This is a genomic window from Vibrio sp. 10N.261.51.C6 (assembly GCF_041471785.1).
GTDB lineage: Bacteria > Pseudomonadota > Gammaproteobacteria > Enterobacterales > Vibrionaceae > Vibrio > Vibrio crassostreae_C.
Window position 1 is genome coordinate 1 of sequence record NZ_JBFRPB010000065.1, and the last position, 24,312, is coordinate 24,312.

General features: G+C 43.1%; 23 protein-coding genes. 12 read left to right on the plus strand and 11 right to left on the minus strand.

Translation table 11 applies throughout. The features are described 5' to 3' along the window. The 3 genes from AB4375_RS17375 to AB4375_RS17385 all read right to left on the minus strand — a co-directional run. On the minus strand, positions 1-1,176 hold a 1,176-nt coding region (locus AB4375_RS17375; RefSeq protein ID WP_372052136.1), incomplete at its 3' end, for an efflux RND transporter periplasmic adaptor subunit. A 194-nt stretch (positions 1,177-1,370) separates the two neighbouring features. Continuing rightward, on the minus strand, positions 1,371-2,564 hold the full coding sequence (locus AB4375_RS17380; RefSeq protein WP_017069136.1) for an outer membrane protein transport protein: 1,194 nt from the start codon (positions 2,562-2,564) through the stop codon (positions 1,371-1,373). Beyond that, positions 2,554-4,785 (minus strand): lipase, encoded by a 2,232-nt coding sequence (locus tag AB4375_RS17385; RefSeq protein ID WP_017069137.1) that lies wholly within the window; start codon positions 4,783-4,785, stop codon positions 2,554-2,556. The genes AB4375_RS17380 and AB4375_RS17385 overlap by 11 nt, the downstream gene beginning before the upstream one ends. Before the next feature lie 356 nt (positions 4,786-5,141). On the opposite strand from AB4375_RS17385, the gene AB4375_RS17390 reads away from it, so the two are divergent. From AB4375_RS17390 to dcuC, 3 genes are all read left to right on the plus strand, one after another. Beyond that, a complete protein-coding gene (locus tag AB4375_RS17390; RefSeq protein WP_017069138.1) occupies positions 5,142-5,837 on the plus strand; it encodes a winged helix-turn-helix domain-containing protein in 696 nt (231 codons plus the stop codon). Next, the gene (locus AB4375_RS17395; RefSeq protein ID WP_017069139.1) at positions 5,830-6,336 is read left to right on the plus strand and encodes a hypothetical protein; all 507 of its coding nucleotides are present in this window, start codon (positions 5,830-5,832) and stop codon (positions 6,334-6,336) included. The genes AB4375_RS17390 and AB4375_RS17395 overlap by 8 nt, the downstream gene beginning before the upstream one ends. Before the next feature lie 465 nt (positions 6,337-6,801). After that, a complete protein-coding gene (dcuC, locus tag AB4375_RS17400) occupies positions 6,802-8,169 on the plus strand; it encodes an anaerobic C4-dicarboxylate transporter DcuC (RefSeq protein ID WP_372052139.1) in 1,368 nt (455 codons plus the stop codon). A 202-nt stretch (positions 8,170-8,371) separates the two neighbouring features. Here dcuC and AB4375_RS17405 read toward each other — a convergent pair whose 3' ends face one another. Beyond that, entirely contained in the window at positions 8,372-9,004 is a 633-nt protein-coding gene (locus AB4375_RS17405; protein ID WP_017062609.1) for a response regulator, read from the minus strand. Next, entirely contained in the window at positions 8,991-10,721 is a 1,731-nt protein-coding gene (gene narQ, locus AB4375_RS17410) for a nitrate/nitrite two-component system sensor histidine kinase NarQ (protein WP_017062610.1), read from the minus strand. The genes AB4375_RS17405 and narQ overlap by 14 nt, the downstream gene beginning before the upstream one ends. 253 nt (positions 10,722-10,974) lie before the next feature. Here narQ and napF point away from each other — a divergent pair, with 253 nt between their 5' ends. From napF to AB4375_RS17440, 6 genes are all read left to right on the plus strand, one after another. Beyond that, the gene (gene napF / locus AB4375_RS17415) at positions 10,975-11,454 is read left to right on the plus strand and encodes a ferredoxin-type protein NapF (RefSeq protein WP_017062611.1); all 480 of its coding nucleotides are present in this window, start codon (positions 10,975-10,977) and stop codon (positions 11,452-11,454) included. A gap of 23 nt (positions 11,455-11,477) precedes the next feature. Then, on the plus strand, positions 11,478-11,783 hold the full coding sequence (locus AB4375_RS17420; protein WP_017062612.1) for a chaperone NapD: 306 nt from the start codon (positions 11,478-11,480) through the stop codon (positions 11,781-11,783). After that, positions 11,780-14,269, plus strand: coding sequence for a periplasmic nitrate reductase subunit alpha (napA, locus tag AB4375_RS17425; RefSeq protein ID WP_104216304.1), 2,490 nt, complete (start codon positions 11,780-11,782; stop codon positions 14,267-14,269). The genes AB4375_RS17420 and napA overlap by 4 nt, the downstream gene beginning before the upstream one ends. A 109-nt stretch (positions 14,270-14,378) precedes the next feature. Beyond that, the gene (locus tag AB4375_RS17430; protein ID WP_017069143.1) at positions 14,379-14,834 is read left to right on the plus strand and encodes a nitrate reductase cytochrome c-type subunit; all 456 of its coding nucleotides are present in this window, start codon (positions 14,379-14,381) and stop codon (positions 14,832-14,834) included. Positions 14,835-14,863: 29 nt separating this feature from the next. Next, positions 14,864-15,442: a NapC/NirT family cytochrome c gene (locus AB4375_RS17435; RefSeq protein ID WP_017069144.1), complete on the plus strand. Its 579-nt coding sequence runs from the start codon at positions 14,864-14,866 to the stop codon at positions 15,440-15,442. 11 nt (positions 15,443-15,453) lie between these two features. Further along, a complete protein-coding gene (locus AB4375_RS17440) occupies positions 15,454-15,591 on the plus strand; it encodes a TIGR02808 family protein (RefSeq protein WP_017069145.1) in 138 nt (45 codons plus the stop codon). Between the two features lie 127 nt (positions 15,592-15,718). On the opposite strand, the gene phaC is transcribed toward AB4375_RS17440, so the two are convergent. The 5 genes from phaC to AB4375_RS17465 form a co-directional block, all read right to left on the minus strand. After that, a complete protein-coding gene (gene phaC, locus AB4375_RS17445; protein WP_372052143.1) occupies positions 15,719-17,545 on the minus strand; it encodes a class I poly(R)-hydroxyalkanoic acid synthase in 1,827 nt (608 codons plus the stop codon). A 75-nt stretch (positions 17,546-17,620) separates the two neighbouring features. After that, a complete protein-coding gene (locus AB4375_RS17450) occupies positions 17,621-17,968 on the minus strand; it encodes a phasin family protein (RefSeq protein ID WP_372052144.1) in 348 nt (115 codons plus the stop codon). A 130-nt stretch (positions 17,969-18,098) separates the two neighbouring features. Beyond that, positions 18,099-19,310: an acetyl-CoA C-acetyltransferase gene (locus tag AB4375_RS17455; RefSeq protein ID WP_029235610.1), complete on the minus strand. Its 1,212-nt coding sequence runs from the start codon at positions 19,308-19,310 to the stop codon at positions 18,099-18,101. 26 nt (positions 19,311-19,336) lie between these two features. Further along, positions 19,337-20,077, minus strand: coding sequence for an SDR family oxidoreductase (locus tag AB4375_RS17460; protein ID WP_017062618.1), 741 nt, complete (start codon positions 20,075-20,077; stop codon positions 19,337-19,339). Positions 20,078-20,606: 529 nt separating this feature from the next. Continuing rightward, positions 20,607-21,290 (minus strand): SH3 domain-containing protein, encoded by a 684-nt coding sequence (locus tag AB4375_RS17465; RefSeq protein ID WP_136979884.1) that lies wholly within the window; start codon positions 21,288-21,290, stop codon positions 20,607-20,609. 96 nt (positions 21,291-21,386) lie between these two features. Here AB4375_RS17465 and AB4375_RS17470 point away from each other — a divergent pair, with 96 nt between their 5' ends. Together AB4375_RS17470 and AB4375_RS17475 are read left to right on the plus strand one after the other, a co-directional pair. After that, on the plus strand, positions 21,387-21,962 hold the full coding sequence (locus tag AB4375_RS17470; protein WP_372052145.1) for a hypothetical protein: 576 nt from the start codon (positions 21,387-21,389) through the stop codon (positions 21,960-21,962). A gap of 269 nt (positions 21,963-22,231) precedes the next feature. Then, positions 22,232-22,474: a hypothetical protein gene (locus tag AB4375_RS17475; RefSeq protein WP_017062621.1), complete on the plus strand. Its 243-nt coding sequence runs from the start codon at positions 22,232-22,234 to the stop codon at positions 22,472-22,474. Positions 22,475-22,643: 169 nt separating this feature from the next. Here AB4375_RS17475 and AB4375_RS17480 read toward each other — a convergent pair whose 3' ends face one another. Next, a complete protein-coding gene (locus AB4375_RS17480) occupies positions 22,644-23,102 on the minus strand; it encodes an Lrp/AsnC family transcriptional regulator (RefSeq protein WP_017062622.1) in 459 nt (152 codons plus the stop codon). A gap of 149 nt (positions 23,103-23,251) precedes the next feature. Here AB4375_RS17480 and AB4375_RS17485 point away from each other — a divergent pair, with 149 nt between their 5' ends. Then, the gene (locus AB4375_RS17485; protein WP_372052146.1) at positions 23,252-24,181 is read left to right on the plus strand and encodes a DMT family transporter; all 930 of its coding nucleotides are present in this window, start codon (positions 23,252-23,254) and stop codon (positions 24,179-24,181) included. Positions 24,182-24,312 lie beyond the last annotated feature (131 nt).

The following is a 24,312-nucleotide window of genomic DNA, read 5'->3' on the forward strand; positions in this document are numbered from 1 at the left end:
TGATTCAGTCCAATCAACAGAAGGTTCAATCGGGTGTGACTCATCAACTTGAATTTCGGTCATTTCTGCTTCAGGCTTAACGGCTTTTTCCGAGCTATCTTTAGCGGCCTGCTCGGTTCTCAGCTCAACCGTTTTCTGCTCAGCATTTGGGTTCATGACCTTAACTAACGACGCTTTCTTTAGGTTCTGTTGCCCCGTCACAACGACGTTATCGCCTAGTGTTAATCCCTTCTCGACAACAACATATCCGTCGTTAGTATTCACACCCAATTCAACAACGCGTTGCTCAATCTTTTCACCATTCACAACCCAAACAAAGCGCTGCGCATCTTTTGCTTGAACTGAGTTTTGAGAAACCACCATCTTCGTTGAATCCTCGCTCGTCATTTGACTTACTTTGGAAAACATACCTGGGACTAAACGATGATCAGGGTTGGTCACATGCGCGTGCACTTCTACGCGGCCAGAGCTTTCATCAACGGCTGGCGCTATGTAATCCACCACACCAGAGAAGGCTTCATCAACAAAAGCATCAACTTGGATGGAAACGTTCTGTCCAAGCTGCGCGTTACCTAAATCCGACTGTCCAATTGAATACTGAACTTCGACAGGATCGAGTTTGATCAAGCTCACCAACGCGGTTGCACTATCAATCTTACTGCCCACTGAGTGGGTAAAGTTGGTTAACTGCCCATCAAATGGCACAACCAACAAATAGTCATTCATTAGCGCTTCTTTCTGACGGAAATCAGCCGCTGCTAAATTCGCCTGCTCTCCCAATTCTTCAACATCTTGTTGAGACATAGAGTCAGGCTGTTTCTTTAGTAATTCTTGTACTCGCTTTAATTTCGACTTTGCTAGCGCTAGAGAGCTTCTTGCTTTGTCTAAATCAGCTTTCGCTTTGGTATTGTCCAATTGAGCAATCAGTTCGCCTTTTTTAACTGAATCTCCATCTTTGAAATGGATGTTGAGAATTTTGTCGGAGGCACTGAATGTTAATGCTGCAGAATCCGTTGCCCTGATTTTGCCAACCTCGTTGATTGAAGATGTGAATGCTTGTTTGTGCGCTTTTTCGATAGTCACAGGAATTAAGTTTGAGTCTTGGGCAAACGATGGAGAGATATGTAAGGCAAACAGTGCCAAACAGATTGTTTTACTAAGCTTTGTAAATTTCATTTTTAATAACCATAACCGTTGAATTCGTCTGAATTAAAACGTTTTTCTAAGCAGCTATTTCTTACTTAATGAGCTTCCAGCTATTTAAATAATGCTAAAACAGCTAATAATGAGAAAAGGGCTCAACTCACTGTCGAGCCCTGCAATTTTTATATGATTCCTAAATTTTTACGTTCTGAACTCCAAAGTAAAAGTTAAAAACGATGCTGATACTGAACACCGAGCAAGAGAGCATCGGCAGTCACATCAGCAGTTATATTGGAACTCGTTCCTGGGATCGTCGTCAGGCTTTCGTCAATACCTTGTGATTCTCCGATGATAAATCCGACACCAATGTCCACAGAACTGGCAGCCGTGAAGTTATATGTCCCTCCGACCGTGAGCCAATGACGGTTAACATCAGGAATTGATAACGATGTAAGTTCATCAGTTGGGGAAATGTCGTACATATAACCCGCTCGTAGAACGATGTCTTTCGACATGGTGTACGTACCACCGACAGAAACATGCCCTGCATCTTTCCATTGATATTCTTTGATCGAGTCGTCATAAGAGTTAGATGTTAGCGAGTCAAATTCAGACCAGTTCACCCACTGCAGGCTGTAGTGAAAAGCCCACTGTTCGTTGAGCTGGTGCCAACCGGAAAACTCTAGAGTGTCAGGTAACGGGACATTCATCTTGTCGGCAGGGACACCGCCTTTGGTAATGTCACCTTCCACTTCGATATCTGGGCTGTAACGGTAAGTAATGCCAAACTTGTTATGTTCATTGACTTGGTAGGTCGCACCAATATTTGCCCCCAAACCGAAGCCGTCAGCGTCCACATTCAGAAGATTTTTTCGCGAGATTTCGCCCTCTCCGTAGATAACATCAATACCTGCGCCTAAATTGATCTTTTCAGAGAGCTCATAAGCGACGGCAAAGCCGACATTGATACTTGAGAGCGCTGTTTTTCCTCCAAACTCATCCGCTTCAAACGAATCATCAAACTCAACATCCGTACCGAAATTGGAATGGACGGTTGCGCCCAAGGTAAATTTGGAATCTTGAATGGGATGCACGTAATGGATATTCGGTACTAGCGTACCCGCGCTGAGCTCTTGGTCACTGATTGATGTCGTATCACCTATCAAAGGCGTATAACTGATATTCGATACATCAATTCCACTATCAATATAGATAGCGCCTACCGACAACATAGGTTGTTCGATGTAAGCCATCGCTGCACTGTTTTTGGCAACAATTGCTGCGCTATCTGCCATTACAGCGTCGCCCGCGAATGCACGACCTAAACCTGTTGCTGACTGAGCGTTAAGTTGAAAGCCAGCCGCACTAGTTAAACAAGGGATCAGAGCAGCTGCAGTGCCCAATAAAAGTTTATTCTTCATCTTGAGGCACCTCTGTTTCGATATGATCTTCGTTATTAATGACAACAAGCGAACCGTCAGTCATCACCATCGAAGCAACAGCTAATTGTTGGGTTGTCACGGCTTCACGTACATCTGACATATTTTCGCCTGGCATACCCGGTAGGCCATTTTCATCAACGGGGCCTTCATACGGGAATAAGTACGTACCATGTCCACCGGTTGTCGTTCTTATGACTCCACCGAGTTCGATCTGATCACGCTTTGTACCCGTTATTGGGTCTAAACCAAGGGCAGTAATTAAGGGCTCAGTGCCAGTTCGAATATTATTTGGCGCGGTATTCGGAATTACGCTGTCTGGCACATAATCAACGCCAACGTCACAGGTTTCGCCGCAATCTCCAACTGCAGCTAACAAAAGAGTCGGTTGCTCAGCCTTAACTTGACGAGAGATGAAACTAGCAGGGTCTGCACTATCAATTGTTGCTTGAACTCCTTGTTTAAGGTCGGTAACAACTAAATCGAAGATGTCGTTCTCTAGCTGATTAACAAGCAGCGCGTTATCAGATGAAAGCTCTACAAACTCTCTAAGTGCTTCAATACATTGTTGATTCGTTGCTTCTGTTATGCATGTATCTGGTATGACAGTTTCAGCAATGCCACGCTGAACATCAGGAGACTTCTTAACACCTTCAGACATTTCAGGGCCTAAGGTTTGAGAAGACAGAACCAAGTTGGTTAGCCCCTGCCCCGGAACAACAAAGTTCACCGTATTGAATTCAAAATTAGGATTAGTATCCGAGAGAAAATCAGGGCTTGCTTGACTAAACTCACTCACCATTACCGACATGATCCCACCCAACGATTGTCCGATTAGATGAACGTTATTGTTATCAACCCAACCTTCTTGGCTCAACGCATAGCGTAGACCCAGAAAATCAGAAACAGACTGCTGGAGGTTAGAACGAAGCGCTAAAGGGGAATCAATATTGATGAAGAAGGCTTTGTTTGCTCGGGCACTAATTTCCACGTGCTCAGGGCTTGAGTCATAACGTATCCGCTCACCGTGATATGGCATATCGATCGTAACCACGGCATAACCTTTATCAGTATATTCCGCAGCCATTAAAGAAGCAGTGCCGCGCTCTGCTGTAACACCATGAATAAAAATAACGACAGGTAACTCTATAAAACTATTCCAGTTAAACTCTTTTGGTACGTATATATCTGCCGTCACCTCAAGGTCTTCTGTCTTTTGAGGCATTGGATTCTCCGCAGTTGGAAAACTACCGGAAGTGTTGGTAATCCATTCATACAGTGGTGGGCAATTTTCTTTCGGGTCAAATTCATCGACGATACATTCCGCCTCCCTCTCTTTTGTAAAAGGTAAGTACGACGGAATTTTTAGCACTTTTGTATACAGGTTATATCCCCGCTTTTCCTCTACAATTACAGGCTCTTCTTGGGTGAATGAACTACCATATTGCAGATGGTTTCTTTTCATTGCATCTAGCGACGAATACGAACTCTGTGTTTTAAACTGCGCAGCATAAACGGGAATACCTTTCTCTGGATATAACGCATAATATGATTCAATAGCACTCAATACTTGATCTTGAAGGACTTCTTCTTTTTCGTTATTTAATGGGACGTCTGAATAAATCAACTCATCAAAACTGGCATCTGCTTTTAAAGGCTCATTAAATTCAGTTTTTACCCCGTCAGTAACAACGATCGAATAAGTCGTCCCCTCTTTTAATCCTGATTCGCACTGAATAATTATATTGGAACCATCGGCCGATATTTGAGTGTCAACTTCATCACCTGTTATTTCATCAATTAATACAACATTCCCGGCTAAGGTTTCGTTATTGAGTGGATAACGTTTATCAGAATTAACACTTTTTAGAGGAATCAAAATCGGTTCTGCACAAAGTCCCCAACCGTCTAGGGCTGCGTATGAGTTGTTGTAGTCCTGATAATACGCGTCGTTAGTCGATGACATTACGACAACGTCTTCACCGACACCGGATATTGTTCCATCCTCGTCATACCCATAACCATCGTTCGGTTTTGGTAATTCATTAATGTTGTAGGGAACCAATATCAATACGGCATCTTGAGCCGAGTCTTCAGACTGACAGCCGAGTAAGGCAAGCGTAATTAGTCCACATATATACGGCTTATTGAAATCTTTCAAAACAGCTCCTTCGTAGCTTTCGCATTTAACTGGTGTGGTCATGCGATTTATCGTTATTTGAATTGCCGATTGAGTCGGAGGTAAGCTCGACTTTTATTCGTAGAGAGCAAGGCAACACAGAGTTGGAATGACACGTTGATAAAACTACGTAAGAAATTTGAGCAGTTAACCCACACCCACTAAATCAGTGTCACCCGTTAATGATCTAATAGCGACTGGCGGCAAGCACCTGAAACCACATTAAACAACCTCAAAAAGGTTTATAAGGGAATATAAAAAGAGGGATAATCAAACAAATTCAATTATTTAAACATAAAATAAGACAAAGTGAGTGAGTTTATATTTATAGTGGTATTTGTTATATTTCAGTGAGAACGCTTATAACAATGAGAATCCAGATGTCTGCTGAATTTATTATCAATGATGATATACAGGTCAATTTAGAAGAGAGTGAAATCCATCACTTTAAGACAGGTCGTACGTACCCAATAGGTTCTAACGAATCAGAGCTACTTAAGTTTTTTATCTCGAGACCCAATGAGGTGATCACGCGCCAAGTTCTTATTGAACAAGTGTGGGTGTCTAAAGGTATCTACGTTGAAGATGGCAGCCTAATGCAAACCATCTCGATTTGCCGAAAAGCGTTAGAAGATAAGAGGGGGATGATCATCGTCACTGAGCGCGGTAAAGGCTACCGATTTGCAGGACAAGTGACACAAGACAAAGAACGCGCGCTGCGTATAGTTCAATCGCAACCAATACAAGAAACGAAACAACCTGAAGACAACACAGCGCCAGACAGATCACCAACCGCGGCTAAGAAAAAAACAAGTAGTGTACTAGCACTGATTGTATTATTTGTAGTGACTGCAGGTTTATCCCATTATCTGTTTTCTTATTTAGATAGAAATAGCCTAGGCGAAGATCTCGTGGGTCAACATTTTATCTCTTGTAAAATCGAATCCGACGAGTTCACTTTTAATGAGTTATTCAACGTGACGCTTTACGAATATAAGGAAAAAAAAATCATCATCGATAATTCAGGAAAATCTCTGAGCTTCCCAAGTGAATTTAAAGGAGTGACTTGTGAATAAAGAAAAACAGATCTTCGTTGCAATCGCCATAATCGGTATTATGGCCGGATGGATGACAACCTTTATTCCTCAAAGTTATCTTAAAGGTCATTATTTATCCAACACAGCCTCGGTGGTCAACCCACAAGAAAAAGTCATTTATAATCAAGCTGCCGTTAATATCGAGTTTAAGAAGAATAACAGCTATGAATTGTTATATGTCTCTACGAAAGAAGCTGGCTTTGCGTCGTCAGGTACTTACGTGGTAACCCAACACGACATTTCTTTAGACGAGACTCAACATGAACAAATCATACCAAATAGAGAGCTCACATTTTACGAAAAGGTGATGATCAGTGAAGGTGCAGTGCTTTCTTCAGATACCATGGCTTATATCCCACTAAATAATGATGAATTATTATTGGTCACTCAGCGCGGAATGATTCACTTCTGTAAAAAAGTGATATGCGCCGACCTGCCCACTTACTCGAATGCAGATCCTGAATTGAACATTAACTAATCGTTTAACTATCAACTATTTCGGTCAGTAGCTGTACTTAAGCCAATACGTTAGGAGCTATGCATTTCCACATCAATTCAACTCTCGCTGAAGCCTACTTAACTTTCCATTCCCAGTAGGCATCAGTTCATAAATTAATCCGATATCATGTAAAAATACACACTTCTTTTTAGTTCTGCACGTTAGGCTCCAAAAGTCATAGATTTATAAATCCACACCTTTGTATACAACTCCTCACTATAAAAGTGATCCAAGTTATATTCTGACAAGCCACAAAATTTGTTTATTAACATCTAAACAACAGTAGTTATTCACGATTTACAACCACAATTAACATCGAAAAAAATGTTTGTCTTAGATCATATCAACCTCAACTATGCCTCGTGCCACAGTGCAGTTTTCTGTACATTCATTGTCATATTCTGAAACACTTTCTTATATTTTTTAAACTTTGTGGAGATTTCTATGTTAGAGCTCTTGATCGGATTAGTGATTACTATTGCTGTTGGTTACTTTATTGTAAAAGGCTATAAAGCGGCGGGTGTATTACTAACTGCTGGCCTTTCCCTACTTCTTATCACCGGCCTTATTGGTCACACAGTCTTACCAGCTAAGGTAGCTTCAACAGGTAACATGGTTACCGACTCACTAGAATTTGTTAAATACATGCTTCAGTACCGCGGGGGCGGCCTAGGCATGCAAATCATGCTTCTTTGTGGCTTTGCTTCTTACATGACGCATATCGGCGCAAACAATGTGGTAGTAAAACAATTCTCTAAACCGCTTGCTGCTATCAAATCTCCATACGTACTTCTTGTTGCGGCTTACATCGTAGCGTGTCTAATGTCTCTAGCAGTAAGTTCTGCAACAGGCCTTGGCGTGCTATTGATGGCGACCCTATTCCCAATGATGACGGCAATGGGTATTTCTCGTCCAGCAGCGGTGGCGGTTTGTGCATCACCTGCAGCAATCATTCTTTCACCAACGTCGGGTGATGTGGTTATCGCAGCAGAAAAATCAGGTATGTCTCTTGATGTGTTTGCTGTTCAAACGGTACTGCCTGTTTCTATCTGTGCGATCATCGTGATGGCGGGTGCGGCTTTCTTCTGGAACAAATACCTAGATAAGAAAGAAAACACGCCAATGGAAAAAGTAGACGTTTCAGAAATTGAAACGAATGCGCCGGCTTTTTATGCTGCTCTTCCATTCTTACCTATTTTTGGAGTATTTCTATTCAACGGTCGTACCATTCCGGGCCTTTCACTTGATATCTACACCATCGTAGTAGGTTCAATTTTCGTGGGCGCTGTTATCGATTACGTTGTGAAGAAGTTTGACGGCGAAAAAACACTAGAAGACCTAGATTCTTGCTACCAAGGTATGGCCGAAGCATTTAAAGGCGTCGTAATGCTGTTGGTTGCGGCGGGTGTATTTGCTCAGGGCCTAATGTCTATCGGTGCAATTGATAACCTAATCGGCCTTGCTGAATCAGCTGGCGCTGGCGGTATCGCATTAATGCTTATCCTGACTGGTCTAACAGTTGCTGCTGCTATCGCGACAGGTTCTGGTAACGCGCCATTCTATGCATTCGTAGAACTGGCTCCGTCACTTGCTGCGAAAATGGGCTTGAACCCTGCGTTCCTAATCATCCCAATGCTTCAAGCGTCTAACTTAGGCCGTACAATTTCTCCTGTTTCGGGTGTAATTGTAGCGACTTCTGGCATGGGTAAAATCAGCCCATTTGAAGTCGTAAAACGTACGTCTGTACCCGTAATCTGTGGTCTTATTACGGTTATCTTCGGTACGCTTGTATTGGTTCCAATGTCGGCGTAAGCCTTAAGTTTCTAATCTCAAAGAACGAAGAACAAACGAACACCAATACTGAATATAAAATGCGTAAACAAAAAGGCGCTGAACTTAATAAGTTCAGCGCCTTTTTTAATGTCACTTTCTCAACATCGTTAAAACTATCGAGACATGTACAAAATGTATAAACAGTCAGGCTTGAAATAGTGTTATCTCAAAGGAACAAGCCCTACTTCATTTCACCATAGCGTTCTAGATACAGAACCGTTGCAGCGGTACGGGAAGGCACTTGCAGCTTTTTCAACAAGCTTTTCATATGTACCTTAACTGTCGATTCAGAAATAAACAGGTGATCGGCGATCTGCTTATTACGGTAACCTTTCGCGACTTCTTGAAGGATCTGCATTTCACGTTCAGTCAGTTGTTCGAAGATATCATTGCGGCTTCCAGCATCATTTAGGTAGCGAGCAACCACACTGCTGTAAGCCTTGTCACCGCTGTGTGCTTGCTTAAGCAGTTCAATTAACTCATCGGGTTCAGTGTCTTTCAACAAGTAGCCATCAGCGCCTGCTTTTACAATCGCTTCAATGTCTGCAGGGCTATCAGAAACCGTTAGAATAACAATGTTTGCGCTAGAACCGTCAGTGCGAAGTGCTTTCAAGGTATCTAAACCAGACATGCCCTTCATATTGAGATCCAAAAGGATCAAATCAGGTTCTTCTTCATGAGCAAGAGCAACCGCTTCAGTGCCGTTACTTGCTTCTGCAATCACTTCGAATTCGTCTTCAAAGCTCAGTAATTGGCTTATACCTCTGCGCATCAATGGATGATCATCAACCAGCATTACTTTACAAATCGTCAACTTTAACTTCCTTCAAACTTTTATATTTCAATATGACTGTACAGCCTTCACCTTGCGCCGCTTCAATCGTCAAGTCGCCATTCAGTCTTGCCGCACGCTCCTGCATAATGCTCATCCCGTAGTGGTTCACCTTGGAACTACTTGAGTCAAAGCCATCTCCATTATCTTTTATCACGACTAATACTTCACCGTCCTCATCGATACAGCATACATCTATCAAGTCGGCATTGGCGTGTTTTATTGCATTTATTGTTGCTTCACGAATCAATTGAAGCAAGTGAACCTGACTATGCGCATCAAGCTCGATCGATGAGAGATTATTAGTGAGGTTAATCTTCGCATCGGTTCTCTCGCTGAGCGCCTCAAGCATGGTACTTAAGGCGTCTCCAAAGTTGCCCTCTTTAATGGTCAACCTAAATGTGGTGAGTAGCTCTCTTAACTGGGTATAAGCGTCGGCTAAGCCGTTTCCGATCTCAGACGCGATTTGTTCAGATTGCTCTCGGTGCTGTTGCTCTGGCAGTTTGCCAATCACACGCTTTAATAGTGTAACTTGAATTTTCAAGTACGACAGTGATTGAGCCAATGAATCGTGGAGTTCACGTGCAATCGTGGCACGCTCTTCCATGATAATAAGCTGTTCAGCTTTCTTTTGAGCACGATTGTAGTAGATCGCTCTCGATAGCAGTTGAATGAAGCTTTCGATCAGAGCTTTAGTTGAGTGCCCGTGGTGATATGAACAGTATAAATAGCCGAGAATAAGTTCGTTATCGTCGAGTTTCATCTCAAACTTTTCGTAGTCTAAATTCGAATCGTAACCTTCATCCATAATCAATGAACGGCCTGAGTTATCGACAATCTCGAGCCTCAGTGATCCAATCCCTTCCAAGCTCACTAGATGCTGCAAGATAGCTCGGAAGTTTTCAGGAGCAATACGCGTCACCGTGAGCTCTTGTGACGAGTTATAAAGTGCCTGCAGCGACTGGTTCGCATTTTGCAGCTCAATCGTCTTTGCATCCACCACATCTTCAAGGTTTCGATAAAGCACGCCTAAATCTTTGGCCATCGAGTTGAAGGTTTTGGTCAAAATGCCCATTTCGTTGTTACTGGTCACCTTGAGTTCTACCTCGAAGTCGCTGTTTTTGATTCTTTGGCTCGCACCGACAAGAGCATGTAGCGGTTTAACAACCTGTTTACGTACAAAGTGAACAACAAAAAGAGATATGACCAGAATCCCACCAAGGCCGATACCACCAGCCCACGCTAACTTTATTAACTTGTCTTCAGAGAATTCTTGCAGCTTATAAACGAAGCCATCGATTTCAGCCACGAAGTTTTCAACCAACACGAGATAGTGATCGCGCTCTTCGCTATTCAAGACCTGTTTTAGCTCATGCCAACGGCCGATAATTAAATAGTAATCTTCTGTGATGTCTGTCGGAACATTCCAACTGACCAAATTAGTCATGGATGGCGAGTAAAGAGAACTTTCGAATTCACGAATATGAGATTCATAATCGACAGATTCTATTTGAATATCATGGGCTAAACGGTAGCTTTGCATTCGCATTGAACCGGCCACGTTAACCGCTTCCGCATCATTCAAACTTGAAGCCAAAGTAAAGATGGCAAAGCCAGTCGTAGCAACCGACAACAGCAGTATAGAGAGCAAAGATTTTGCTATCGTACTTGTTACAGATGAAACCGGTTTTATAAGCAAAAGTGCCTTCCTATTGATAAATGACTTGCCAGCGATATCGTATTGTCACACATCAAAAATCATAGCTCCATTCAATATGTGATCACTCGCTCCGTAATTTATTGATCTAAGACAATATATGCCCCCAATTAGCCCTTAGGGGGTATTTATACAATTGTTTCTAAAACTACACTACTTGTGAGGACTCATTACAAGATATTAATAGAATAATGACCTACAATTACAACATCTTAGTAACATCTATAGGTATCTAGTGGTAGATCTATCAAAACGCCGTCTTTTTTCTAGACGAAAAGTTGACTCAAGCCAGATTCGTTTGCCTTGGATTGACAGCCTAGAAAGCTTTACAGATGACTGTACTCGCTGCGGTAAATGCATCGAGAGTTGTGAGACTAAGATAATCATTGTAGGCGATGGTGGTTTTCCCACTGTAGATTTCTCTATTGATGAGTGTACGTTCTGCTATCAATGTGCAGATGTTTGTCCCGAACCCATTTTTAAGCCAAAGCAAGGAGAGCCTTGGCAAGCAAAAGCACAAATCTCTGATAAGTGTTTAGCGCAACAAAATGTTGAATGCCGAAGCTGTGGTGACATGTGTGAACCTATGGCCATTCAATTTGAACTTAGAGCAGGCAGTGTTGCTCTACCAAAAATCGAGTTAGATGAGTGTAGCGGTTGTGGGGCCTGCGTAGCAATTTGCCCTACTTCGGCTATTCTTGTGAGTAATGCATAAAACAAAAATAACGAGAGCAATTTATGGCACTAAATGAAGTGCATATATCAAGTTTAGTCGTGCATGTGAGCCCTGAGCATCTAAATGAGATCAAAGCGGAGATCGATCAATTCGATAACGCTGAAATCTACGGAGATAGCCCTGAAGGCAAAATCATCGTGGTCCTAGAAACTGAAAACCAAGGTTTTGTAACGGACACCATCGAAGCAATAAACAACATTAAGAACGTTTTGGGGACAGCTTTGGTTTATCACCAAATCGAAACTGGACTCGACGAAACGGATTTAGAAACTGGAAGCAACAATTCTCAACTTGAGGGTGAAGTATGAAAATGACAAGACGTGCGTTTGTGAAAGCAAACGCAGCTGCATCAGCGGCAGCCGTTGCAGGTGTAACACTACCGGCAACAGCAACCAACCTGATCGCTAGCTCTGATCAAACAAAAATCACGTGGGATAAAGCGCCTTGTCGTTTTTGTGGTACGGGCTGTTCGGTACTAGTAGGTACTCAAAACGGCAAAGTGGTTGCGACTCAAGGCGACCCAGAAGCACCAGTAAACAAAGGCCTTAACTGTATCAAAGGCTACTTCCTTTCAAAAATCATGTACGGCAAAGACCGTCTAGAACAGCCTCTTCTTCGTATGAAAGATGGCGAGTTCCATAAAGATGGTGATTTCGCACCAGTATCTTGGGACAAAGCGTTCGACGTGATGGCTGAGAAATGGAAAGCATCTCTTAAGAAGAACGGTCCAACAGGTGTTGGTATGTTCGGTTCAGGCCAATGGACAGTAATGGAAGGCTACGCAGCCGTTAAGATGATGAAAGCGGGTTTCCGTTCAAACAACATAGATCCAAACGCTCGTCACTGTATGGCTTCTGCTGTAGTAGGCTTCATGCGCACTTTCGGTATTGATGAGCCAATGGGTTGTTACGATGACTTTGAACACGCAGACGCATTCGTACTGTGGGGTTCAAACATGGCAGAAATGCACCCAGTACTATGGACTCGTATTACAGACCGTCGTCTAAGCCACCCACACGTTAAAGTAAACGTACTGTCTACTTACTACCACCGTTCTTTCGAGCTTGCAGACACGGGTTACATCTTCGAACCTCAATCAGATCTAGCAATTGCTAACTTCATTGCTAACTACATCATTCAAAACGATGCCGTTAACTGGGACTTCGTGAACAAGCACACGAACTTCAAGCAAGCAACGACAGACATCGGTTACGGTCTGCGTGACGATGATCCACTACAGAAAGCAGCCGCAAACCCTAACTCAGGCGAAATGACTGCTATCTCTTTCGAAGACTACAAAGCGTCTGTTGCTGAATACACAGTTGAGAAAGCGTCTGAAATGTCAGGTGTATCTCAAGAAGACCTTATCAAGCTGGCTAAGCAATATGCCGATCCAAACATCAAAGTAATGTCACTTTGGACTATGGGTATGAACCAACATACTCGTGGCGTATGGATGAACAGCCTTGTATACAACATCCACCTTCTTACAGGTAAGATTTCTACTCCAGGTAACAGCCCATTCTCACTAACTGGCCAACCGTCAGCGTGTGGTACAGCGCGTGAAGTTGGTACATTCGCTCACCGTTTACCTGCCGATATGGTGGTTGCTAACCCTAAACACCGTAAAATTGCAGAAGATATCTGGAAACTTCCAGAAGGCACCATTCCACCGGTACCCGGCGCTCACGCTGTTCTTCAAGACCGTATGTTGAAAGACGGTAAAATCAACGCTTACTGGGTAATGTGTAACAACAACATGCAAGCGGGTCCAAACATCAACACTGAACGTCTGCCAGGTTACCGTAACCCAGATAACTTCATTGTATGTTCTGACCCGTACCCAACGGCAACAGCTCAAGCGGCTGACCTCATCCTTCCAACAGCAATGTGGATTGAGAAAGAAGGCGCTTACGGTAACGCAGAGCGTCGTACACAAGCATGGTACCAACAAGTGAAAACTGTAGGTGAAGCTAAGTCTGACCTATGGCAAATCATGGAATTCTCTAAGCGCTTCACTATTGAAGAAGTTTGGGGTGAAGAACTGGTTGCGAAAATGCCTGAGTACCGTGGCAAAACCATGTACGACGTGCTTTACAAAAACGGCAACGTTGATGCATTCCCACTGTCTGAAGCTCAAGAGCTTAACGACGATGCACAAGCTCAAGGTTTCTACGTTCAAAAAGGTCTATTCGAAGAATACGCAGCCTTTGGTCGCGGCCACGGTCACGATTTAGCACCATACGATCGCTACCACCAAGTTCGTGGTCTACGTTGGCCTGTTGTTGACGGTAAAGAGACACTATGGCGCTATAAAGAAGGTTCAGATCCATATGCTAAGAAAGGTTCTGATTGGGACTTCTACGGCAAACCAGATGGTAAAGCACTGATCATCAATGCACCATACGAAGCGCCACCTGAAGTACCAAACGATGAATACGATATGTGGCTATGTACCGGTCGTGTTCTTGAGCACTGGCACACAGGTACTATGACTCGTCGTGTACCAGAACTTTACAAAGCAGTACCGGATGCACTTTGCTACATGCACCCTGCTGACGCTAAAGCTCGTGGCCTACGTCGTGGTGATGAAGTTCTTATCGAAAACAAACGTGGTGAAGTTCGTGTGCGTGTTGAAACTCGCGGCCGTAACCGTCCACCACAGGGCTTGGTATTCGTACCATTCTTTGATGCAAGAATTCTGATCAACAAGTTGATCTTGGATGCAACGGATCCTCTGTCTAAACAGACAGACTACAAGAAGTGTCCAGTTAAGATCACTAAAGTTGCTTAAGCCCTAGGCTTAGAGAAACGATCTTAAGTATTTAATATTGCGACTACTTTTTCATCCTTTTGAAGAAGTAGTCCTCTCAAAGAATTAGCCTTTAGGCGGAGAAATTAACATGAAAAAACTGATTACTGCCCTACTATCAGCCGGTCTTTTGCTAGCTGGCGTAGCTCAAGCTGAGCTGGATAACCCTGGCGGCATTGGTGGCGTAGAATCTCTACGTGGTGCAAGTGAACTTGAAGCAACACGAGCAGCTGACGACTTCAAAGAGTACCCTCGCGACCAAGTACTTGAGAGTGACTACGTATACCAGCCACCATTGGTACCTCACAATATCCGTAGCTACGAAGTCTCTCTGAACGCAAACAAATGTCTGTCTTGCCACAGCTGGAAAAATGCGAAAGAGATGGGTGCGACAAAAATTAGTGTTACTCACTACATGAACCGTGAAGATGCAGTACTTGCTGACGTTTCACCTCGTCGTTACTTCTGTCTGCAGTGTCACGTTCCTCAAGCTAATGCGAAACCATTAGTAGAGAACGAGTTCAAACCTGTTGACTCACTACGCTAATCTTAGCCGTATTGTAGAGAGGCTATTATATGAAATTATTAAAAGCGTTTTGGAAAAGACTTGCGACACCAAGCAAAGCAGCCGTAGGCGTTGTTTTGTTCTTGGGTTTCTCGGGTGGTCTTTTGTTCTGGGGTGCATTCAACACGGGTATGGAGGCAACCAACACGGAAGAATTCTGTTCTGGCTGTCACGCACCTATCGTTGCTGAAATCCAAGAGACAATTCACTACTCTAACCGTTCTGGTGTTCGTGCAATCTGTTCAGACTGTCACGTACCGCATGAGTGGACTGATAAAATCGTTCGTAAAGTTCAAGCATCAAAAGAGCTATACGCTCACTTTATTGCTAAGACAATTGATACGCCTGAGAAATTCAAAGAGCGTCGTCATCACTTAGCTGAGCGCGAATGGGCTCGTTTGAAGAAGAACGATTCACTTGAGTGTCGTAACTGTCACCAGTTCGATTACATGGACTTCTCAGAGCAAAGCCCTCGTAGTGCAAAACAACACTCGACTGCGCTGGCTTCTGGTGAAAAAACGTGTGTAGACTGTCACAAAGGTATTGCACACAAACTACCAGACATGCACGGCGTTGAAGGCTGGCAATAAGGAGCGATTGAATGAGTACTTTAGAAAGCATAATTTGGCACATCCTAGGTTACAGCGCTATGCCAGTTATCATTCTTGGTGGCTTTGCAGGTGTTGCAGCCGTATCTCTTTGGATTTTATCTATGGGTAAAGACAAAGAAATCGATTAACAATCGAGATTCCATCAACTTCTACCAGATAATTCTGATATGAGTTGATACGAAAAAGCCACTGATTTCAGTGGCTTTTTTATTATCTGACGTTGTGTATCTTTATAATTGAATGTGACTTAACGCCCTAAGCTTCGTTTTCTGGCGCTTCTTTCTCTGCGGTCTCTTTATCAACCTGCTCTTGATCGACAATCGGCAGCACCTGTTTTACATAGTTGCCTGGCGCTTTGCCAATCACAGGATTAAGCTCTGAGCCTTGATTGAAAGGTTCGATTTTTTCGTCAGTTTCAAAACCTTGTAGCCACTGATTCCAGTGTGTCCACCAAGACCCCTCATTATGAGTCGCATTAGTTAGCCACTCATCCGCCGAGTCGTCTAGGTTGTCATTCAGCCAGAACCCGTACTTCTTCTTATCTGGATGGTTAACAATACCCGCGATATGACCAGATTCACCAAGCACGAACGTCTTGTTGCCACCGGTATTCAAGGCACCACGGTAAGTCCCCTGCCAAAGCGCGATATGATCTTCTTTCGCTGAAATGAAGTAGCTTGGTATTTTTATCTTATTGAGATCAATCCAGACACCGCCTACTTTCACGCCTTTGTCTTGAACAAGTTTATTCTCAAGGTAAAGCTCACGCAGCAAGAAATTATGGCATTTAGCTGCAACGTTAGTGCTGTCACTGTTCCAGTACAACAGATCAAACTCCATTGGGCTGCTGCCTTTTAGGTAGTTATCAATGTAGTAGTTCCAGTACAGGCTGTTTTCACGAAGCAAACTGAATGTCACGCTTAATGAACGACCATCCATGAATCCTTTAGCATCGTTCTGTTTCTCAATGGCGTTAATGATCGTTTCATTGATATATGCGCCAACCTCTCCCGGCTGAGAGAAGTCTAATAGAGTCGTAAAAAAGGTCGCAGTTTTAATGCGTTTCTTCATTCTTTTAGCAGCATAGTAAGCGACCGTTGAAGCGAGAACAGTACCACCAATGCAGTAACCTGCAGCATTGATTTGCTCTTTACCCGTGATATCTTCAATTGCCGTCACGGCTTTCGCTACGCCTTCCGTGACATAGTCACCGAACTCTAAGTCTTTTTGCGCTTCACCTGGGTTGCGCCAAGACATCATGAAGACGCTGTGCCCTTGCTCAAGCAACCAACGAACCATTGAGTTCTTTTCACGAAGGTCGAGAATGTAGTACTTATTGATGAATGGAGGAACGATCAACAAAGGCGTAGCGTTCACCTGAGGTGTTTTTGGGTAGTATTGAATAAGCTCGAACAGATCATTTTGAAAAACGACATCACCTTCCGTGTTCGCAACATCAACACCTAATCGGAAGGCATTATTGTTGGTCATACGGATCTTGAGGATATCCGCGCTCGCTTCAACGTCAGCTTGTAGCTGCTCTAGCCCATCTAGCAAGTTCTCACCATTGCGCTCAAGCGTTAGCTTCATCAACTCTGGGTTAGTCGCAATGAAGTTACTAGGAGAAAGAGCATTGATAGCCTGACGTGAAAAGAACGCCACACGTTCCTTGGTTTTCTCGTCTATGCCTTCGATTGAATTAATGGTGTCTATATAGCTTTTGCTGAATAACAAATAAGACTGCTTGATAAAGCTGTAAAACGGGTCATTTTTCCACGCTTCATCAATAAAGCGTTTATCACTGCGCTCTTCAGTAATGACGCTTTCGGTATTACCCATCAGTGCGGCATTTTGCCAAATCTTAAGTTGCTGCTCCCACCATTGAGATTGTAACTGAAGCAGAACGGCGGGTTGGTTGGCGGCTTGCTCGAAGATTTTTGATGCATCATCAAAGTTCAATTCTTGCATCGCTTGGTTTAGGGGAGATTGCGCGGCTTCCTTGTTTTGTTCAAAGCTTTCCCACCATTGCTGGTTCGTTTGTTGAAGTTTAACAAGGTAGTCCGAAAAGAAGTGTTGAAACATAACATGACTCCAATAATCGGAAAATCGCCACCGAGCCTCACAGTAAACACTGTGCTGACTCGATGGCGATTTTATTTATGCAGGTGTAACTGTTTTCAAGTTTTCAGTTGTTAGTTTTTCAACATCTTCTTTGAACTCTTTTGCAGCAGCTTGCATTTTTGAGCTATCACTCATCATCTGTTGAGACAGTTGAGTTAGCGCTGCTAGTTGCTGGCTGTTGAACGCCGTTAGGCTAGTCACGTCTTTTATTTCAGTCACTGCTTTCATTTGCGCAAGACCCATGTTCGTGTATGTCTGCATTGCATTCATTTGCAGTTCTGTCATCGTTTGGACGTTCTTTGCAACCAACTTGTTGAACTTTAAGTACGGTTCAAATTGCTTTTCAGTTTGGTCAGTAATTGTTTTGAAAATATCCGTGTACATAAGTAACTCCTGATGAATACATAGTTTAATAAATTTGTGTCACTATCGTTTCAGCCAACGCTCATCGATTAACTCGCGATGCTTTGAAAAGCTGATCCGATATTTAAGCTTGCTACCGATATATCAGGCTCTAACCTTCAATACCTTTTAGCAAAACAGCGGTTCCCATTCCTCCACCCACACAGAGTGAAGCAACGCCATAAGTCGTTTTCTGTTCAAGCATTTCATGGATGAGTGAAACAATAATTCGATTGCCTGAAGCACCTAAAGGATGGCCAAGCGCGATTGCACCACCATTCACATTGACCTTTGGCTTGAACTCATCAAGCGGTAAGTCATGCTGCTCTGACAATTGGTACATTACGCCAAGAGCTTGTGCTGCAAACGCTTCATTCAATTCAAACAAATCTACTTCTTCTAGAGTGAGATTCGCTTTATCAAGCGTTTTAGAAACGGCTTCTACTGGGCCTAAACCCATGATTTTTGGGTCCAAACCTGACTGTGCGTAGCTGGTCAGTTCCACTAAAGGTGTTAGACCATATTTCGCTACCGCCGACTCAGACGCTAAGATAATTGCACTCGCTCCATCATTGATGCCCGAAGCGTTACCTGCCGTAACAGACCCTTCACGGTCAAAAGCTGGACGAAGCTTTTGCAGACCTTCGAATGTCGCGTCTGACTTCGGATACTCATCGGTATCAAAAGTGACGGTTTGTCTGCGCTGCTTAACTTCTACAGGCACGATTTGCTCGTTAAACTTACCCGCTTCAATCGCAGCAACTGCTTTCTGTTGGCTTTCTAAAGCATAGTTATCTTGAGCTAGGCGCGAAATATTCAACGTGTGCGCGATATTTTCAGCGGTCATGCCCATGTGGTAGTGATTAAACGCATCGGTTAAGCCATCACCAACCAGTAAGTCTTTCATTGAGATGTCACCCATTTTGTGACCATTGCGAACGCTCGCTGGTACCACAAAAGGAATTTGTGACATCACTTCAACGCCAGCAGCAATAACCACTTCAGCATCTTGTGCTTTGATGTGCGCCGCTGCGTCCATCACTGATTTCATTCCGCTGCCGCAAATCATGTTCACGCCGTATGCTGGTGTTTCCTCAGGAAGCCCTGCATAGATGGAAGCCTGACGAGCAACCCCCATGCCTTGACCTGCCGAAATCACGTTGCCGACGATTACTTCATCAATCGCATCTAACGAAAGATCGACAGACTCAAGTGCACCTTTGATCGCAACGCCAGCCAGTTCACCCGCAGATACGTTTTTTAGCGACCCGGTAAATGCACCAATAGGAGTGCGCTTAGCCGCAACAATAAATACTTTTTCCATCATTCCAACCCCTTCAGTTTCGCCAATTACTGCATGTACAAGCCGCCATTCACAGACAATGTTTCGCCTGTAATGTACGCGCCAGATTCACTCGCTAAAAAGCCCACTGCGTCTGCAATTTCAACAGGTGTTGCTAAGCGTTTCATCGGAATTTGGTTCTTGATTGAATCCAGTACTTCAGGCTTCATTTGCTCAACCATAGGAGTTGCTGTGTAGCCAGGGGCAATCACGTTCACGGTTACGCCGCTACGAGCGCCTTCTGCAGCCAAAGCTTTAGAAAAACCAATCATTCCAGCTTTCGCTGCTGAGTAGTTAGTCTGTCCAAATTGACCTTTAAGACCATTGACGGAAGAGATGTTGATGACACGGCAGTTACCCTTTTCACACATAGGAGCGAACAAAGGTTGAGTCACGTTGAACAAACTGTTTAAGTTCGTTTCAATCACATCTTTCCACGCTTCGGCATCCATCTTTTTAAAGACGCTATCACGTGTAATACCTGCGTTATTGACCAGCACATCCACCGTGCCTTCTTCTTCTAACAACTTGCTTAAGCTCAGCGCACATTCCGCAGTATTGGTAACATCTAATTCAAACAGTCTCACTTGATCTTCGGTGAATTGTTTTTCGTTAAACCAATCCAAGGCACATTGGTAATTTCCAGTAAAATAAGTCGCGATAACACGATAGCCGTCTGCAACTAATTTAGAGGAAATTGCTGAGCCGATACCGCCTTTTGACCCTGTAATTAAAGCAAGCTTTTTCATTAATGGTTCCATCCCTTACAAGCAATTAAATAACAATGATGTTAATAAGATAATGTCTTAGTTGATAATTAAACTTTACGTTTTGCTTTAATTAAACCCTACAACTCAAAATCAAAAATTATTATTACAAATATAAAATATTTTCGTATTATGATTAAAAACTAGACTTGCATCCCAAAACCAATGAAATGTTACGATTATGTAAATCAACGCAAGACTCTGATATTAATAAGGTTTGTTTAATTTTACTTTTATCACCAAGCAGATAAGCCTTTGTAAATACGAGATAAATCTATATCTCTCAGCTTGTTTCAAGAATAATGCAATGTGGGAATTTGAAATGATTGATCACGAGAATAATAACAAAACTCTTATTAGCCATTAATAAATGGTTCCTAATTATTCTATATAACCTTCGATATAATTAACGTTCTAAATGGGAAAGATGAACATTATGGATAGACAAAAAAGCCCACTCAACCTATGAGTGGGCTTTAGTAAATAGCATTAATAAATTGAGCGTGGGATCTTACTTCGTAAATATTTCATTTGTATTTACATCAAGATAAATTTTGTTTTCAAGGGACAACCCACCACAATAAATAAAATAGACATCTCGATTGCTGTACTTAACAGATTTCACCCATCCGCCTAATTCTTCAAAATCACTTGGGGCACACTCCCCCTCAGAGATCAGTTTAGCCACCGAATTACGGAATTTTTCTTGATGGATCTTGAGGTCATCAGACTTAACCAAATAGGAATCCAATATCTCTTTGCTTTCTTTTTCCGAAATAATGACTTCATCATTCGATAAGCCTGACATAGAGACCCATTCCGCCGTCTGTGGGCCGCCATCTTTAAGGACAATATAGTCTGAGATACGAGCCCATTCTCCCTGTTTCTCGAGTACCTCCACCTTTTCCCCTTTGTAGAGGTAATCCGTTATCAAGCCATCAATTTCAGGTTGCTCGACCACTTCAAGCTTTCTCTCCAAAACGTAAAATTCCGTCTGCTCGGGTTCAGGCTGAAGATCCATGATGGGTACAAGCTCAGATTCAGATTGCTCGGTAGCTTCTAACGCCGGCTCTTCCGTTTTCTCTTGTGGGATTGGGTCTTTATTCATGACCAAGAAGTAGTATGCCGCTCCTCCCCCTCCGCCCAATATCAACAACACAAGTAAAGCGATCAGCGCTTTTTTCATCAAATCCACCAGCTCTTCCGTTATAGGTATGTCTCAAGTGTACATCAACTCATGCTGCTGCTCATCTATACTCTCAATAGAGCGCACGGTAAGTAGAGGAAAGTCATGAGTTTTTGGGGGAAAGTTATCATTGTAAGCGCAACTTTTAGTGCCAATGTCGCTCTAGCGAATCATTGTGACCGTGAAAACTGGCAAACACTGTTGGATCGTCAGCTCTCTTTTGAAGGTCGCTATAATCAGTACACCAAAGAGTTCAACCAAGTTCTTTCAACCTATGAGTCACAGACATTGTTATCTAAACACTTTAATGAAAAGCAGATCATTGAGCTTTGGGCAAAGTATGAAGAAAGGTTTAATGTGCAGCTCAATAGTCATATGAATACCGCGTATGACGTCTCCGAGGTTTTGCTACAACAGGCGTATGTTGTGTCTAGTGAACTTGAAGGCGCTGACTCTCTAGCGTATTCATGGCAAGCCGTCGCCAAACACTGCACCAAAGCAAAACTCCCACGCCAGGCAGAAAGCGCGCAGGTGCACGTCCAAAGCTCACAATCACTCTCCCGAGATCTCCATACACTCAGTGAAAAATTCCGTCAGCTGTCTTCAAAATACCGCAGAGAAGCGACGATGATTGATGAAGCGCGCCACATAAACCAACCAGCAAACGATGCATCAAACTGAAATCACCATTAGATTCTCTCACTCGTTCGACTGGACTTTTCCGATAAATATGCTCAATCCCATTCATAATATTCTAAGAACTCGTTAATCAAAGCTTTATCAATAGGTTGTAAAAGTAATGTGCTATCTATCAACAATGAAGTTCAATTTCCGACCAATGCAAGCGAGTATGTGAGATATTCATCACAAAATAGATTTACAAACGCCAGAAAATTGTTATCATGATTCTTCATATAACTTAATAACAAGAAACATTTTGGCTAGGTAATATGCAAAAGACTATGGCTTTCAACTGCTTGAGTAACACGGAATGGACTGCAGAGATAAGAGGTAAACTTTTATCTGTAGCTAAACACATGGAAGAGTTCGGTTCAGTAAGTGAGCTAGAGCTATGTAAGATATTTGGAGAGACAATTTGGAATGACGGCGTGGATTATCATTCACATGCTTTTTCATTCAGAATTAATGCACAAACTGGGGATTGTTCAATCTCTAACTTTAAGTATCACTAAGTTTTGCACCTATCATATACGGAGTACCTTTCAAGAGGTGCTCCGTTTTTTATTGCCTGAAGCCTGACACTTAATGGATGATTTTTGATATTGACCACGCTTCTACTTCAGGAGTAAACCATTTCGTTTTCAGCTCATTCTGCCTTCGTGTTACTGCTCAGAGTTTGGCTTAATCGGTATAAATTGGCAGTGGTGCATTGCCTTTTACTTGTCTTATCGCAAGGTGGGTATGAATATCTTTCACGTTAGAGAGCCTTTGAAGTTTTCTTGTAAATGCCTCGTAGGCCATCAAGTTCGGGCTAACCACTTCTAGCAAATAGTCATAAGCCCCAGATACAACGTGGCAACTGATCACCTCTTCCATCTCTACAACAGCCGCCTCAAACTTATCTATCGACACTTCTTGGTGGTTGTTTAGGCTCACCTCAACAAACACACTCATTGCGATGCCGACTTGTTCTCGTGACAAGCTCACACGATAACCGTCAATAATGCCCTTTTCTTCTAGCCTTTTGACTCGTCTTGCACAAGGCGAAGGTGATAAACCCACTTCATCAGCAAGTTCAGCCGTGGTTAACCTGCCATCTTTTTGTAACAGTTCGAGAAGATGTCTATCAATTCTATCCATAGTAAATGCCAAACATTAGTTAAATCCGTTAATTATTTGGTGAATATTAGCAGAAATCATCAACGATAGTTCAAGTTTAGCCAAAACTTGCCAACCTGTGGCACACCAACTGTTCCATAATGAGTCATCACCCACTCTCCTTCTAAATTATGAATCTTGGCTACTTATCTATTACTGTCACCCTACTCATTTGGGCGAGCTTTTTTCTTTCTCTTAAAGGCGGCGCAAATTCAGATTTAACACCTGCCGATATCGCTCTCACAAGATTTCTCATACCGGCTTTGGTGTTATTGCCTTTGATGTGGAAAGCACGCAGCGCAATTTCCGTCGTCCCTAAACGGTATCTAACGGGTATGTTCGTAGGTAGCGGATTACCTTATCTGCTTGTTGCCGGAACGGCCATGCAGTTTGTTCCGGTATCTCATGGCAGTGCTCTTGTTCCGGGCACGCTTCCTCTGTTCGTTACAGGAATTGCGGTACTCTTTTTTAAGCAGCCACTCAGCCGACATCGTGTTGTTGGTTTAGGTTTGGTTTTGCTCGGCATACTGTTGTTTTTAGGGAGTAGCTTAAGCAGCTTCAACTTCGAATACACCAAAGGTCATTTATTGTTTTTATGCGGAAGCTTAATGTGGGCGACGTTTACCATCTCAGCTCGTGTCGCTAATCTTAATGCGTTAGTCAGTGCCGGTTTTATTTCTCTCTGCTCTACTTTGCTGTTACTCGTCCTAATCTTTACTGGAACCCTCCCAAGCCACCTAATGGACACACCAATCGCTAATTGGCCCTTCACAGAGCTTGCCGTTCATTCAGCAGTGCAAGGCGTTGGGGCGGGTTTAATAGCGGCGTTCACTTACCTTTATGCGGTTAATACCTTAGGGGCTGAACGCTCTGCCGCTTTTGGCAGTGCAACACCTGCCGTTGCAACACTATTGGCAATTCCACTGTTTAACGAAGTGCCAGATACAATGGCTTGGATCGCCCTTGGCTCTATTTGTATTGGTAGCTTAGTCGCGAGCAATATCTTCATGAGAAACGACCAATCCATGCAGTATCAGCCTCCCACTCACAGCAAGGCCTAATTGCGGTTGCTCAGGTATTCCTACTACTCACTTTCACAAAGATGATGTCTAGATAAGCCTCCCTATGCAGGCTTATCTAAAATCTTCTTTTTCTCAGCCCGCTTCTCCATTAAACTGTCCGACCTTTTTGC